This window comes from Micromonospora sp. Llam0 (assembly GCF_003751085.1).
Taxonomy (GTDB): domain Bacteria; phylum Actinomycetota; class Actinomycetes; order Mycobacteriales; family Micromonosporaceae; genus Micromonospora_E.
The window spans coordinates 1364648-1379033 of record NZ_RJJY01000002.1 but is presented as its reverse complement, the minus strand read 5'-3'; the positions used below and the strand labels follow the sequence as shown (position 1 = coordinate 1379033).

Sequence of the window (14386 nt, the reverse complement as noted above, 5' to 3'; positions counted from 1 at the left end):
GATGACGACCGAGACCACCATCGAGCAGGAGCCCGCAGGCGGGTCGGTGGGTACGGCCACGGATGAGCAGTTGATCGCGCTGCTGGTGGACCGGGCACGCGGTGACGGGCTGAAGCTCACCGGTGAGGGCGGTCTGCTGCAGCAGCTGACCAAGCGGGTCCTGGAGTCCGCCCTGGAGGGCGAGATCACCGACCACGTCGGCTACGACAAGCACGACCCGGCCGGCAAGGGCACCGGGAACTCCCGTAACGGCACCCGGACGAAGACCGTGCTGACCGACGTCGGCCCGGTCGAGGTACGGGTCCCCCGGGATGTCGCGGGGACGTTCGAGCCGCAGATCGTGCGTAAGCGCCAGCGCAGGCTGTCCGGGGTGGACGAGCTCGTGCTGTCGTTGTCGGCCCGGGGGCTGACGCACGGGGAGATCGCCGCGCACCTGGCCGAGGTGTACGGCGCCGAGGTGTCGAAGCAGACGATCTCGACGATCACGGACAAGGTCATCGACGGGATGACCGAGTGGCAGAACAGGCCACTCGACCCGGTCTACCCGGTCGTGTTCATCGATGCCATCAATGTGAAGATCCGGGACGGGAAGGTCGCGAACCGGCCCATCTACCTGGCGATGGCGGTCACCGTCGACGGCCACCGGGACATCCTCGGCCTGTGGGCCGGTGACGGCGGTGAGGGCGCGAAGCACTGGCTGCACGTGCTCACCGAGCTGAAGAACCGGGGCGTGGCCGATGTGCTGATGCTCGTCTGCGACGGGCTCAAGGGCCTACCGGAGGCGGTCGAGGCGGTGTGGCCGGCCACCATCGTGCAGACGTGCGTGATCCACCTGCTGCGCAACTCGTTCCGCTACGCGGCGCGGCAGGACTGGGAGAAGATCGCCCGAGCGCTCAAGCCGGTCTACACCGCGCCGACGGAGGACGCGGCGACGGAGCGGTTCCTGGAGTTCGCCGAGGCCTGGGGGCGGAAGTACCCGGCGATCGTGAAGCTGTGGGAGAACGCCTGGGCCGAGTTCGTGCCGTTCCTCGCGTTCGACGTGGAGATCCGCAAGGTCATCTGCTCGACGAACGCGATCGAGTCCGTCAACGCCCGGATCCGCAAAGCGGTCCGCGCCCGCGGGCACTTCCCCAACGAGCAGGCCGCGCTCAAGTGCGTGTACATGGCGTTGATGAGTCTGGACCCGACCGGCAACGGCCGCCGCCGGTGGACCATCCGGTGGAAGGCACCTCTCAACGCGTTCCAGATCGCCTTCGAGGGCCGGCTCACCCCGGCCAACCTCTGACCACTTCAACAACCAAGATCAGCCGTTAACTTGACACTCCCGCAGACGACGGACAAACGGTGCGCACCTCTGCAAGATCAGCTGTACATAGCTCTGCACTCCAGGCCGTACCCCGACACACTGCTGCTGTTCGGTGATCACGGCGACGACTTCAGCGTCCACCAGGATCGTGTCCGGGGCCTGGTCGATTTTGCTTTGCCCGTAACGGAACCGGGCAATCCGCTCGTGGTCGGCGACCTCGACAGCCCGGCTGGTGGCCGGGGACAGGCAGTCGAACTCGGTCAGGCAGATCTCGCTGAGCCGGCGGCCGGTGAGGATCTGCAGCAGGAGCATCCGCATCACCTGTGGCGCGCCCCACCCCGCGGCTTGTTTCTGCGTGCCGTCGATGGTCACCGTCACGGTCTCGTGTTTCGGGGCTGCCAGCACCGCCAGGTGCGTGGTGATCTGCGCCAACGCGTGGTCGTCGACATAGCGGGTCGCATCGAGGCGCCGTACTGGGCGTGCACGGATGATCTGGCGCGACCACACCGCCGGGTGTCCCTCGGTGAGCGCGTCCCACGGCGACGGGCCGAAGCACCGCCGGTAGTCCTTCTGATGGTCCACGACGAACGCCATCAGCTGAGCCACGGCCCGTATGTCCTGGTTGGTGCCGTTGCTGGTCGGTGGGCGGCCCCGTGCAGTGCTGGCTCGGTTGGCCGGATCGGCGGCCCACTGACGAAACCCGGCGGCGAACCCTGCGGCCCGGCGCGGGTCACCGACGACCTGGGCCGGGTCGGGCAGGGTCGCCAGCCAGCGGTCGAAACGCAGCAGACACTGGATGCGGTCGCCGCGGACCGTGCTCCAGGTCAGCGCTCCTGCCTGCAGCATCATCGCCAGCGCCCACTTGGCGGCGTCTCGAAGCCACGGCACGACGATGGCGCCCGGCGTGCATCCCACGCCGGCGGAGGGTTCACGCTCCCGCAGCGGTATCCGTGGGTCGCAGCGCGGATACCAGGTGTCCATCTCCCACCACGGCCCCTCGTGCAGCCGGGCGGCTAGCGCCAGCCGTGGATAACCGAACAGCGGACGCAGGCTGCGCAGGCTCACCGGGGCGGGCAGCCGCTGGTGACGCGCTTCGAACCAGACGCTGACCATCCTGGACGCGGCAGCGAAGTCCAGATCCCGCAACGAAACGGGGACCGCCCGCTTCGCGTCCGCGGCCCCGGCCAGCACCGCGGCGAGCTGGTTGATGCCGGCCACGTGCACGCCCACACCGTCGAGGTACTGCCAATGCGCCATCCACGCCAGCTCGACCCGTAGCCGTTCGGGCAGCCGGTGCAGCCGCAACGCCGTCATCCGCCCACGTCCGCTACGCGCCGTCCAGTCGACGATGCCTGGACCGATGATCTCGCCGCGCCACTGCGGGGGCAGATCCGCCAGCAGCCGGGCGACCGGGCTGGTGTCCGCGCCCGCAACCGCGGCGACCCGCGGGCGGGAATAGTTTTCAGCGGCCATCAGCGACCTGCCAGCCATCGGTGTACTTCTTCCAATTCGCGGCCACGCGTAAGGCCTCGTCCTCGCTGACCCAGCCGTAAAGGTCCAGGGTGGTCTGCACATGGGCGTGGCCCAACCGGCGGGAGACCACCCAGTCGGGGATTCCACCGAGCAGCAGAGCCGTGGCGTGGCTGTGCCGAAGCCAGTGCGGGGTCCACCCCGGCGGTCCGATACCGCGGCGCTTGAGCGCGGTGACCTTGTCCCGGATCGTGCCCTCCCGCAGCGGCGCCAGCAACGGCGGCCGGTCCAGGTTCACCCACAGCGGGCAGTCCACGTTCACCGCGGCCCCGACCTCGGCCGCCCGGCACGCCAGATGCGTCAGATAGTCGGCGAACAACCGTTCAAGGTCCGCACCCACGTAGACCCGCCGTGGACGCATCATCTTCACCCTGGCACCGTTCGGGTTGTCGTCCCGCGGCACGATCTCCACGAACGGCGTGCCGCCCCGGCCCATCACGAAGTCGCTGATCCGCATGCCGAGCAGCTCACCCAGCCGCATCCCGCTCTCGGCAAGGGTGGCGAACAGCAGCCGGTCACGTAGGTTACCCACCCATCGGCCGGCGGCGCTGTCGTAGACCGCGCAGCCGTCCAGGATCGCCTGAATCTGCTGCGGCAACAGCACCGGCGGCCGCTGGTGCCCGCGGTGGCGACGCACCCGTACCAGCGACGACGGCCCAGGCGACGAACGAGCATCCAGGTGCGACAGCAGCCCCCGAGCGGGGCGCCGCCGGGGAACCCCGCGCAGCAGCCGACGGGCGACCGGCACACGGAACCTCACCGGGAGCCGGCAGGGCCACGAGAAGCCTCGGGCTGCCCACCGACGCACCCGCATCGTCCGGCCGTGTCGTGGCCCGCCCCCTGCCGCGCAGGCTTCCCGGCGACCCCGTGCAGGGGAAGTAGCCGGCGTAGTGCGTCGTTCTCCGCAGGGTCGAGGACGGCGTGCTGCACGCAGGCGGGGACGAGCCGATCCCGCTCGGGGTGGGCCATGGTGTAGGAGCAGGCCAGCAGCCGGTCCTGGGTTGCCCGTACGGCGGGATCGCTGCTGAGGGCGCCCTGCTCGAGCAGCGCCCACGCCGGACGGACCTGATCGGCGGGAATGAAACTGTGCATCACGAACGTCATCGGGCGGACCCGACGGGTCAGCAACGGGCGGAGACCGGCACGGCGGATCAGCCCAGCCGCCCAGCGAAGCCCGGTCCAGGTAGCGGTGGGATGTGAAACGAGGGCGCGCAGTAGGCGGACGGCCAGCAGCTGGGGCGGGGTGCCGCCGACGTTGACGCCACCGAGGTGGCGCAGGAACGCGTCGCGGGCGGCGAGGTCGACCGGACGCTGGTCGTCGATCAGTGGGATCCACCGGTCGCCGAGGAAGAAGCCGAAGGCGGTGCGGTTGCAGCGTCCGTCGCCCATCTGCAGGGCACGCCAGGGCAGTCTGGTGCCGGCGCCGCGTTCGATCTCAGCCCACACCTGATCGCCGGTCAACGACCGGTAGTCCTCCTTCCAACGGCGTTCGTCGCCAATGGCGGCGGCGGGCTGGAAAGACATCATGGCGTAGCCCATGGTGTGGGTTTCGGCGATCACCGCTGCGATCTGGTCGACGTTGCGTGGGTGACGGTCATGTTGTGGGCCAGGTAGGCGCGCACGCCGTACTCGCGGCGCAACCGGTGGAACATGTCGGCGAACTGCCGGCGCAACGGCGCAAGCTCGGTCTCGGTGCGAGGTCGGGGGGCGCCGCGCCGGCCGCGCATCAGCGAGTCGATGTGGGCGGCGAACGACAGCCGGCGTAGCCGGCGCCGACCGCCCGGGCCGATCGCGAGGGTACGCAAGTAGTGGTAGTCGAAGTCGCCGTGGGTCATGCTCATCGGCTCGCGCCCGTGTTCGCGCATCACCTGTAGCGCGGCGGCGTGGTCGTCGGGCGGCAGCAAACTGACCTCGCCGCCGATGAGCTGGGCGTGTGCGCGCGGGCCTCGGGCGCGGCGCAGATGGGCCATTTGCCGGCGAACCTCGGCCACGCGGTGTGGGTGCCGTCGACGCGGACCTTGTTGGCGTCTCTAGACCCGTCTTTCGCACATGCGGTTGAGTGACTTGCGTTGCGGGCGTGCGGCTGGTTCGTTGCTGATCCATGAGTAGATCTGGTGGGCCTCGACGGGTGGCGCGGCGGCCTCGGACGCGGGTCGCCGCGACGGGTCGGGTGGAGAAGCAGCTGGGGTCGCTGCCGGTCATCGCGGACTTCTCCCGCCGGTTGGACATCGCGGGTGTGGTGGACCGGGCCTGCCCGATACGGGAGGTCGCCTCCATCAGCCACGGGCAGGTCATCGAGGCGCTGATCGCGAACCGGCTGACCAGTCCGAAGGCGATGGTCGCCGTGGCCGACTGGGCCCACGCGTGGGCGGTGGAAGAGGTCTACGACATCGATCCCGACCTGCTCAACGACGACCGGCTGGGCCGGGCCCTGGACGCCCTCGCCGATCAGGCCGACCAGGTCGTCGGATCAATCGGCGCGACCGCGATCACGGCATTCGGCATCGACGTCACCCGCTGCCACTGGGACATGACCTCGATCTCGCTGTACGGCGCATACGACCACGTCGACGACGAGTACCCCACCCCTGCCTACGGCCACCCGAAAGACCGGCGCACCGACCTCAAACAGATCCAGGCCGGCCTCGCCGTCACCGCGGACGGCGCCGTCCCCGTCCTCAGCCGGACCTATGACGGCAACGCCGCCGAGATCGCCCAGGTCACCGACACCATGCGCGCTCTGCAAGCCCTGGCCACACCCCGCAACTTCCTGCTGGTCGGCGACTCGAAACTCATCTCCTACCCCAACGTCACCGCGATGACCACCGAGCAGGTCACCTTCATCGCGCCCCTGGCCGCGTCCCGGGTCCCCGACGGGCTGTTCGCCGGCCTCGACCCGTCCCGGGCCACGATCGTGGACTACGTCGCCGAACGCGACGAGGGCAGACCACACACCGAACGGTGCACCTACCGGGTCGACGAAGACACCATGGACCTGACCGGCCCCCGCAAGAAGGACCCGGTACACACCCTACGGCGGATCCTGGTGCACTCCACCGCCAACGCCACCGCCCAGGCCAAGGCCCGCGCGCTCAGACTCGCCCAGGCCCGCACCGAACTGGACACCCTCACCCGTACCGCCGGCACCCGCCACCACCGCACCATCGAGGCCGTCACCACCAAAGCCACCGCGATCGCCCGCCGCCGCCGCATCAGCGCACACCTGCACACCACGATCACCACCGACGACACCGGCAAACCGACGTTCGCCTGGACCTTCGACCAGGCAGCCCTCGACGCCGAAGCCGCCGCCGACGGCTGGTACGCCCTGCTGACCAACCTGCCCGCCGACATCGACGCCACCGACGTGTTCCTGCGCTACAAGGACCAACCCACCGTCGAACGCCGCTACAGCGAGTTCAAAGGCCCCCTCGCCGTCGCACCGATCTTCCTACGCAACAACCGCCGGATCACCGCCCTGATCACCGTGATCTGCCTGGCCCTGCTCATCTTCTGCCTCATCGAACGCGAAGTCCGCCGCAACCTCGCCCCCGACACCGAGATACGTGGCTTCTACATCAACGACCGCCGCCCACGAAAGCCCACCGGACGGCTCATCCTGCAAGCACTCGGCGAACTCCGACTCATCCCCGCGCCCCCGAACGAAGCAGCCACCATCCCCACACCCGGGCCTCTACAAACCCGACTCCTGCGACTACTCCACGTCGACCCCACCCAACCCCGCTGGCCATGACCGACGACCACCCAACCGCATGTGCGAAAGACGGGTCTAGTGTCCTGAGTCGTTAATTCGTTGGTAGATTGCTGGTATGGGTGATGGACGTGGTCCGAAGCTGGCGCCGCTGGAACTGACCGCTGAGGAGAGGGGGGGAGTTGCAAGGGCTGGCTCGGCGGCCGAAGACGGCGCAGGCGTTGGCGACGCGGGCGCGGATCGTGCTGGCGTGTGCGGAAGGCCTGTCCAACAGCGAGGTGTCGCGTCGGCTTGGGGTGTCGCTGCCGACGGTCGGCAAGTGGCGCAAGCGGTTCGTGGCCGATCGGGTGGACGGGCTGCGCGACGAACCGCGCCCGGGCGCGCCACGGAAGATCGGCGACGCCCAGGTCGAGGCGGTGATCACGAGAACGCTCGAAGAACCACCATCCGATCGGGACAGCCACTGGTCGACCCGGTCCATGGCCAAGGCGGTCGGGCTGAACCAGACCGCGGTTTCGCGGATCTGGCGGGCGTTCGGGCTCAAGCCGCACCTGGTCGACAGTTGGAAGCTGTCGACCGACCCGCTGTTTGTGGACAAGGTCCGCGACATCGTCGGGTTGTACCTGGACCCACCCGAGGCCGCCATGGTCCTCGCCGTGGACGAGAAGTCGCAGATGCAGGCGCTCGATCGGACCGCGCCGATGCTGCCGATGATGCCGGGCGTGCCCGGCCGGGTGACCCATGACTACGTCCGCCACGGCACGACCAGCCTGTTCGCCGCGCTGGACGTGGCCACTGGCAAGGTCATCGGCCAGACGCAGCGCAAACACCGCCACCAGGAGTTCCTGCGCTTCCTGCGCACCATCGACCGGGCAACCCCGACACTTGCCGACCGTCGGCAGCGACACCCCAAGCCGACGCGACACCTCGCTGTTGGACAGGCCTTCCGCACACGCCAGCACGATCCGCGCCCGCGTCGCCAACGCCTGCGCCGTCTTCGGCCGCCGAGCCAGCCCTTGCAACTCCCCCCCTCTCCTCAGCGGTCAGTTCCAGCGGCGCCAGCTTCGGACCACGTCCATCACCCATACCAGCAATCTACCAACGAATTAACGACTCAGGACACTAGACGGGGGTTCCGTCTGTGCTGAGACCACCATCGGGCCGTCGGGTATCCGCTGTCGCCTTGTTTCGGTCTTGGCCGAAAGGCCACTATCGATGCTGTCGAGGAGGCTGGTGCTGATCCCTGGATCGGAAGGGTCACGGATGGTCTACCGAATCCACTTCACCGCAGAGGACCTTGGCCGTACCCGGATGATCGGGTCGCCGGCGCCGCTGGTGGAGACCATGCGGGTGGTCCGTGGGCTGTGGAAGCCCTCGCTGATGCGGCATGTCCCCTGGAAGGGCCCGATGGTCCCGCGCTTGCCGGCCGAGGCCCGCTTGGTCTTCGACCTGGCGCCGGCTCGTGGCTACGCGCCGGACTTCCTATCCCCGGCACGGCTTGAGGGCATGCAGGAGTGCCTGGAGCAGATCCGGTCCACCTCCCGGCTGGTGATCCGCCGGGAGATGACCCAGCTCGCCGAGGAACGGCCGGTGCCGGGCTGGGCACGCCGACTCGAAGATGACCCACAGGTCCTCCAGCGGATCGCTGACGCCCTCGGCCAACTGCATGCCACGCTGGTCGCCCCGTACTGGGACCAAGTGACCGCCCGCGTCGCCGTCGACCGAGCCGCCCGGGCCCGGGATCTGCTCGACCACGGGATCGACCACTTGCTGCGCAACCTGTGTCCACCGCAGATCCGCTGGAACCCGCCTGTCTTGGAGATCCACTCCGGGCTCATTGGCGAGCTGCACCTCAACGGCCGCGGGCTACTGCTGATCCCCACGGTCTTCGGCTCCGGCATGCCCAGCATCGACTGCGACGCCGAACCCCAGCCCTGGCTGAACTACCCCACCCACCACGACGCGCCCCCAGACCTCGGCGCACCCATACCGACAGCCCCGGCGGCGCCCCGACGGATCGTCGCGCTGCTGGGCCGCACCCGCGCGACGGTCCTGCACGTCATCGCCCACCAACCCGGCTGTACCACCGGCGAGCTCGCCGCCGCTGCCCAGATCAGCCTCAGCAGCGCCAGCGAACACTCCACCGTGCTCCGCGCCGCCGGCCTCATCACCACCACCCGCCGCAGGCAAAGCGTCCTACACGTCCTTACCCCAACCGGCCAGTCCCTCCTCAACATCCCCACCAAACCCTGAGACGGGAGCCCGGAGCCCTGGCCAAACGGGGTCCGGAATGAGAGCTTTCTGCTGGTCTCGGCGTAGCTCAGCTCTGCGCCAGTGAGGTCCGCATGTCGTGCCGCATCGAGTCGACCAGGCCGACAGCGCGGCAACAGGATCGTCGGCGAAGAACCGGATCGTCCGTACATGTGCGAGCCGGCCCAACGGGCGGACCACCCGCAGCGGCTCGGCCAGCTCGACCACCAGGTTGGTCTGCGCGATCGCCGACACGATCAGCACGTCACCGTCGACCCGAATGGTGCCCTGCTCGTTGTAGTTGCGCACCATGCGGACCCCGGTGACCAGCCGGCGGGGCACCCGGACGTCCAGGAACGCGGCGGACCGGACCCGGACCTCGTCGGGCCCGATCACGTGCGGGCGGGTCACGGTCGCGGCGATCACGGCCAGAGCGATCAGTACGCCGTACGCGTCGACGATCAGGATCGCGTACCGCAGCGGGGCCGGGGCACCGACCGCCCGCAGCAGGATCTCCACGACGACCAGCTCCACGATCGACACCACCAGGAACATCACATCGTCGACGCCACCGCCCCGGCATAGGCACCGCCGTCGCCGACTCCGGTACGCCGTGGCGGCGACGGCGTACCCACAGCCAGATGCTGACCAGGCCGGCACCCTCGAATCCGACCAGCCGGCGCAGCACCACTCCGACCCGTCGCAGGCCGCCGACCTGCTCCACCGGCGTCCCGCCGCCGGTCCGGGCCGCCGCCCCGCTGCCCGACTGCGCCGTCATCGCTGGCCCCGCAGCCGGGCGAGGAGCAGCCGGAACACCTCGGCCTGGGCGGGGGAGAACTCACCGGCGATGGCGGTCAGCCACTGGATACCTGCCGCGTCGCCCGCGTTCGTGACGATCGCCCCGGTCATCTCGGCCGGTAGGAAGCCCTCCAGGTCGGCGGCGAGCGCCGCCACCCGCGCGTCGGCCGGGTCAGCGCCGGCGATCTCGTCGAGCCGCCGGTAGAACTCCTGCGTACGGGCCAGCATCGCCGGCTCGGTCAGCGGCTGGAACAGCGCGCTGAACTCGCTGCGGTGCTCCGGCGCGACTCGGGTGTCCAGCAGCGCCAGCATCTCCCGGTCCATTGCGGCGAACGCCGATCCGTCGGCCGGCAGGCGGCGCAGCACCGTCGGCATCTCCTCGGAGACCGTGGCATCGGCGTCCAGCTCGGTGAGCACCTCGCGCAGCTCCCGGCCCTGGTCGTCGGCGAGTACGTCACGGATCTCGTCGAGCGAGAGCCCCAGCTCGGTCAACCGGCGTACCCGGGCCAGGGCGACCGCGTCCCGCAGCCGGTACTCCCGGTAGCCGTTGGACAGCCGCTCCGGTTCGGGCGGCAACCCCAGATGGTGGTAGTGGCGCACGGTCCGGGTGGAGACCCCGACCAGCGCGGCAAGCTCGCCGATCCGCATGCCACCAGTAGAAACGTTGCCGCTGCGACAAGGTCAAGACAACCTGGAGTCTCCGCCTCATCGCTCCTCGGCGATCTGCTCCAGCAGGTCGACCGCGACGACGACGCCCTTCTCGGCGCGGACCTGTTCGCCCAGCCGACGCGCGGCGGCGATCATCGCCGGATCGTCGAGGGCCTGGCGGATCGCGGCGGCCAACCCGTGGGCGGTCAGGTTCCGCTGGTCGATTGGTTCCGGTGCGACACCCAGCTGCTGCATCCGGCGGCCCCAGAACGGCTGGTCCGCGACGAAAGGGCAGATTATCTGCGGTCGGCCCGCTCGGATCGCGGCGGCGGTGGTGCCGGCACCACCGTGGTGCACGATCGCCGCCATCCGGGGAAACACGACGTGGTGGGGCAGGTCCCCGGCCACGAACACGTCTCCCGCCGACGGTGTCTCCTGCAGTCCGCCCCAGCCGGTGGCGAGAACGCCACGGACGCCAGCGAGCCGCAACGCCTGCACCACCTCCTGCGTCGTGGCCACCGGATCCGGACCCGCCATGCTGCCGAAGCTGACAAAGACCACCGGCTCGTCGCCGTGATCCAGGGCGGCGGCCACCGGCTCGGGTACGGCCCTCGTCGCATCTGTCGCCGCGTCAACGAACCAGTAGCCGGTGACGCGGGCCGTCGGCGGCCAGTCCGTGGGGCGGGGCAGTACCGCTGGGCTCACGGCGTGCAGTACGGGAGCAGGCGTGCCGTCCGCACGGCGCAGCGGATCGTGCCTGCCGCGTCGTAGTGGCAGGCCGAGGCCGGTGCGCCACTGGTCCACGGTCCGACCGAACATCACCGTCACTGCCTTCATCCCGGCATAGGTCAACCGGTTCAGCCCCGCCGGCAGCCGTTTCGACAACTGCTGGCCAGGCCAGGGGAACTGCCGGGTGGGCACATACACCGGTGTCGGCAGGGCCATGACCGACGGCACACCCAGTTTCTCCGCTATGTGCTGACCCGCCATGATCTGGCCGTTGTGCACGATCAGATCGGCGCCCGCGCCCGCCCCGGTCGAGGCCACCTGCCAGCAGTCGTCGAGCACGGCGGTGACCATCGCCCGCATCCTGCGCATCAGGGCGAACTTTGCGCGGACGCCCCCTGCGGCCGCGTCGGCCACCGTCCTGGAACTGTCCAGGACCCGTAACGGGCCGTCGTCCACCCGGGCGAACGCCACCCCGTGCCCGGTGACCAGATCAGCGAACCTCTCAGGTGCCGCCAGCACCGCCTGATGGCCGCGACTCTGTAGTTCGCGGGCCAGCGCCACGAACGGCTGCACGTCACCGCGGGTTCCCAGGGTCAGGATCAGGACCTTCATCGTCAGTCTCCTGGGGACGTCGGTGCGTACCCCTCCAGTATGTTCGCGGGGTCACGGACGTAGTAGCCGGGCGGAGCGCAGACGCGTCAGCGGCGGTGACCGTCGGGGAACGCGGCGAGGGCGATCTGCAGGTCTGCCAAGGGTCCGCCGTCGATCGGTGCGTGAGTGGCCAGCAACGCGCTGACGCCGCGCCAGACCGCCACCGCGTAGTCGGCCTCGGACACCTGGCACAGCGGCAGGCCAGCGGGCGTGCTCAGCCGCAGACCATGACGGCGGGTACGGCGCACGGCGAAGCTCCAACCGCTCGCGGCGCCGGTCAACATGTAGCTGGCGTCCGGGTGCGCCAACAGGGTCACGACGCCGTTGAGCATGTCTGCGGCGACGAGATACGCCATCGACAATCCACGCGAACCGTCTGGGCGGAGACTCCGATGTGACTATCAGCGATAGTTGACACTTCCCGGCGATAGTTGGCACCGGGACGATTGATCCCCCATCTCGGGATGAGGGCGGGTCAACGCCTACATGAGGCGGAACCCGCCTTCATCCCATTGCGGTGAATGTCATTTATTGAGGCGGCGGGGCCGCCGCCGTAGCCGGCTCGGCCGGTACGAGGCGATACCCTTCGGAAGGCGAGGGTCGTAGGCGGGCACGAGCCGCGGAGCATCTTCCGGCTCGGGAGCACGACGCGCCCGGCGAGCGAGTCTCGTGACGAAGTCGCCAAGCCCACGAAGCACATAGGCTAGGTAGGCGGTCGACCGTGCCATACGCCTCCTCCGGACGATCCGACTCAGTCGCAGTTGATGCGTAGGTAGTTGAAGTCGACCCTAGAGACCGGTAGCACCGGGTGATCCATGGCGACCTTCCAAGATGGGGTCGGTGGGCGCGGGCCCTATTTCGGTGGTTCGAGCCAAGCGAGTGGTTGTCCGGCGAGAGCGGCGTCGGCGAGGCGGTGGGCCGAGGCGGTCTTGAGAGCGGCGCGGGAGCTGTCGATCCAGCGTTCGACGTTGTCGATGCCCTGGTGGCGGTACTCGACGGCTTGGACGAGAAGTTCGAGTTTGTCGGCATCGCGAGCGACGATCGCTTCGAGGGTTTCGCCGGCTTCGTACTCGGCGACGGCGGCGGTGATGACGTCGGCAACGGCTGGTGGGCAGCCGGCGACCTGGTCGGCGGTGATGGTGGTGCTTGGCGCGGCGGTAAGGTATCGCTTCGCGATGTGGGGCAGGTCGGTGGTACGGGTCTCCTGCGTGTCGTGCAGGACGCAGAGCATGGTCACGCGCGCCGGGTCGGCACCTTCCATGGCCGCGAGCATCATGCCGACGATTGCCGTACGGAACGAATGGTCGGCGATGGATTCGGGCTGGGTGACGCCGGCGAACCACCAGCCGGTGCGGGCCGCCCGTTTGAGTACGCCGGTCTCGAAGATGAACTTCATCGAGCCGGCGGTGTCATCGTGGTTGTCGCTCATCTGCTCGTTCCTGTGCCGGGGAACCCGTTGGTACGCAGGCTGTAGAGGACCGAGGTTAGCTCCTGCCGGGACTGGCCGGAGATCGTGTCGCTCTCCAGGAGAGCGGGAGTGCGGTCGACGAGCGCGTGGGCGCTGGCGGGGTCAGCGTGGACGAGTGTGGGGCGTGCAGTGAGTAGTGCCCAGAGGTTGTGGATGTTGAGGTCGATGAACGGGTGGCCGGGTTCCAGGCGGTGCACCAGGTGTCGTAGGAGCCGAGTTCCGTACCAACTGCTGGTGTTGATCGGCATGAAGGTGTCGTCGCGCTGCCGGTGGGGGATCTCACCAACCCAGTACGCTGAGTAGTTGAGGGCCGCCTGTTCGCATGCGTCGTCCGGGTGAGCCCTGGCGATGAATTCCCGTAACGGTTCGGGATCGCCCTGCTTCGCCAAAGAGGTGGCGACGGATCGGGCGTCGGACCATTGCGGAGACCAGGTGTGGAAGGCAAGCCCCCGGCGGGCGCTCCTGACGGTGTTCTGGGCGAGCCAGGCTGCGGAGGCGCCGCTGGGGTCCATACCGGCCAGGAAACATGCCTGCCGGTGTAGAAGCAGATGCGGGTGACGTTGACTCGCGGCACGCTCGGCGAGCGTCTGCAGATGAGCAAAGAACGCTCGGCGTTCGTCGGCGGAAAGTAGCGGACTGGTAGCTACCGGTCCGCGTCGGCGCTGCGGAGCCCGGGGGTTTCGGATGAAGGTGGGGGTCTGACCGATTACTGTCCATAGTAGTAGGTCAGTGAGGCGGTGCGTGAGGACTGACCAGCCGAGCGGCTGCTCGGCGATCTGGGTGCGTTCGATCCTGTCGTTCAACACTGAACTGAGGATGAAGTCTACCTCGACAGCGTCCTCGACTGCGGTGAGCAGTGTTGGATCCGCGCCGAGTCTGCCGAGTCGCTGCCGTGTGGCGACTGCCTGTCCTAACGGCACGGCCGTAAACGGTCGACGTCCGGATTCCCAGCTCTGCACCGTCGCGCGGTCGACGCCGAGCTCTGTGGCGAGCTGTTCCTGAGTGAGCGGAATGGACTCCCGGATGAGCTTCAGCAGGTATCCGGTTACGTCTCCACGGTGGCGGATTGGTCGTGCGAGATCTGCCATGCGCATCCCTACGTTGACCGGCAGTTCACGTTTGTGGCGCGAAGGGCTCTGGGGGTGGCTCTGGCGGCCTGCTTACTCGTACTACCGGTGAGTCCTACCGTCACCGCCCTGATCGTAGCGTTGTGGTCACCGAACGTGCCAAGCGTGGTCGCGTACCGGGTTAGCCGGCGGCGGCTCGGGGTTGACGTGGAGAGCCACCTCGGGTC

At 68.9% G+C, this 14386-nt stretch carries 13 protein-coding genes and 1 pseudogene; 4 read left to right on the top strand and 10 right to left on the bottom strand.

The features are described from left to right. The first annotated feature begins 1 nt into the window (after position 1). Positions 2-1285, top strand: a complete 1284-nt coding sequence (locus EDC02_RS33705; RefSeq protein WP_123604599.1) for an IS256 family transposase — start codon at positions 2-4, stop codon at positions 1283-1285. A gap of 18 nt (positions 1286-1303) precedes the next feature. Here EDC02_RS33705 and EDC02_RS33700 read toward each other — a convergent pair whose 3' ends face one another. From EDC02_RS33700 to EDC02_RS33685, 4 genes are read right to left on the bottom strand one after another with little or no spacing between them, the layout of a single operon-like run. Beyond that, positions 1304-2779: a hypothetical protein gene (locus EDC02_RS33700; protein ID WP_123606226.1), complete on the bottom strand. Its 1476-nt coding sequence runs from the start codon at positions 2777-2779 to the stop codon at positions 1304-1306. Then, positions 2769-3584, bottom strand: coding sequence for a tyrosine-type recombinase/integrase (locus EDC02_RS33695; RefSeq protein ID WP_199758003.1), 816 nt, complete (start codon positions 3582-3584; stop codon positions 2769-2771). The genes EDC02_RS33700 and EDC02_RS33695 overlap by 11 nt, the downstream gene beginning before the upstream one ends. Positions 3585-3592: 8 nt before the next feature. Then, entirely contained in the window at positions 3593-4396 is an 804-nt protein-coding gene (locus tag EDC02_RS33690) for a hypothetical protein (protein ID WP_123606225.1), read from the bottom strand. Next, positions 4393-4827 carry a hypothetical protein gene (locus tag EDC02_RS33685; RefSeq protein ID WP_148083745.1) on the bottom strand — a complete coding sequence of 145 codons (435 nt, stop codon included), beginning with the start codon at positions 4825-4827 and terminating at the stop codon, positions 4393-4395. Before EDC02_RS33685 ends, EDC02_RS33690 begins: the two co-directional genes overlap by 4 nt. A gap of 179 nt (positions 4828-5006) precedes the next feature. Between EDC02_RS33685 and EDC02_RS42585 the strand changes: the two genes are divergently transcribed. The 3 genes and pseudogenes from EDC02_RS42585 to EDC02_RS33665 all read left to right on the top strand — a co-directional run bounded on the left by EDC02_RS42585 (position 5007) and on the right by EDC02_RS33665 (position 8801). Continuing rightward, complete coding sequence (locus EDC02_RS42585; RefSeq protein WP_123604387.1) at positions 5007-6590, top strand: IS1634 family transposase; 1584 nt, start codon at positions 5007-5009, stop codon at positions 6588-6590. Positions 6591-6666: 76 nt separating this feature from the next. Next, a pseudogene (locus EDC02_RS33675) lies at positions 6667-7429 on the top strand (IS630 family transposase); the annotation flags it as partial. A 382-nt stretch (positions 7430-7811) separates the two neighbouring features. Continuing rightward, complete coding sequence (locus EDC02_RS33665; RefSeq protein ID WP_123606223.1) at positions 7812-8801, top strand: helix-turn-helix transcriptional regulator; 990 nt, start codon at positions 7812-7814, stop codon at positions 8799-8801. Here the strand turns inward: EDC02_RS33665 and EDC02_RS33660 are convergent. From EDC02_RS33660 to EDC02_RS33635, 6 genes are all read right to left on the bottom strand, one after another. Further along, on the bottom strand, positions 8745-9341 hold the full coding sequence (locus tag EDC02_RS33660) for a hypothetical protein (RefSeq protein WP_148083744.1): 597 nt from the start codon (positions 9339-9341) through the stop codon (positions 8745-8747). The genes EDC02_RS33665 and EDC02_RS33660 overlap by 57 nt on opposite strands. Before the next feature lie 231 nt (positions 9342-9572). Then, the gene (locus tag EDC02_RS33655; RefSeq protein ID WP_123606221.1) at positions 9573-10244 is read right to left on the bottom strand and encodes a MerR family transcriptional regulator; all 672 of its coding nucleotides are present in this window, start codon (positions 10242-10244) and stop codon (positions 9573-9575) included. Positions 10245-10301: 57 nt separating this feature from the next. Beyond that, a complete protein-coding gene (locus EDC02_RS33650) occupies positions 10302-11585 on the bottom strand; it encodes a glycosyltransferase (protein WP_123606220.1) in 1284 nt (427 codons plus the stop codon). Positions 11586-11671: 86 nt separating this feature from the next. Continuing rightward, positions 11672-11980: a hypothetical protein gene (locus tag EDC02_RS33645; protein WP_123606219.1), complete on the bottom strand. Its 309-nt coding sequence runs from the start codon at positions 11978-11980 to the stop codon at positions 11672-11674. Positions 11981-12477: 497 nt separating this feature from the next. Further along, entirely contained in the window at positions 12478-13053 is a 576-nt protein-coding gene (locus tag EDC02_RS33640; protein ID WP_123606218.1) for an HD family hydrolase, read from the bottom strand. After that, complete coding sequence (locus tag EDC02_RS33635) at positions 13050-14180, bottom strand: helix-turn-helix transcriptional regulator (RefSeq protein ID WP_123607354.1); 1131 nt, start codon at positions 14178-14180, stop codon at positions 13050-13052. Before EDC02_RS33635 ends, EDC02_RS33640 begins: the two co-directional genes overlap by 4 nt. Positions 14181-14386: the final 206 nt, after the last annotated feature.

Bases quoted from the DNA above. Each gene is read 5' to 3' on its own strand.
- EDC02_RS33650 (WP_123606220.1), bottom strand. From the start codon at position 11,585: ATGAAGGTCCTGATCCTGACCCTGGGAACCCGCGGTGACGTGCAGCCG.
- EDC02_RS33645 (WP_123606219.1), bottom strand. From the start codon at position 11,980: ATGGCGTATCTCGTCGCCGCAGACATGCTCAACGGCGTCGTGACCCTG.
- EDC02_RS33640 (WP_123606218.1), bottom strand. From the start codon at position 13,053: ATGAGCGACAACCACGATGACACCGCCGGCTCGATGAAGTTCATCTTC.
- EDC02_RS33705 (WP_123604599.1), top strand. From the start codon at position 2: ATGACGACCGAGACCACCATCGAGCAGGAGCCCGCAGGCGGGTCGGTG.
- EDC02_RS33655 (WP_123606221.1), bottom strand. From the start codon at position 10,244: ATGCGGATCGGCGAGCTTGCCGCGCTGGTCGGGGTCTCCACCCGGACC.
- EDC02_RS33665 (WP_123606223.1), top strand. From the start codon at position 7,812: ATGGTCTACCGAATCCACTTCACCGCAGAGGACCTTGGCCGTACCCGG.
- EDC02_RS33635 (WP_123607354.1), bottom strand. From the start codon at position 14,180: ATGGCAGATCTCGCACGACCAATCCGCCACCGTGGAGACGTAACCGGA.
- EDC02_RS33700 (WP_123606226.1), bottom strand. From the start codon at position 2,779: ATGGCCGCTGAAAACTATTCCCGCCCGCGGGTCGCCGCGGTTGCGGGC.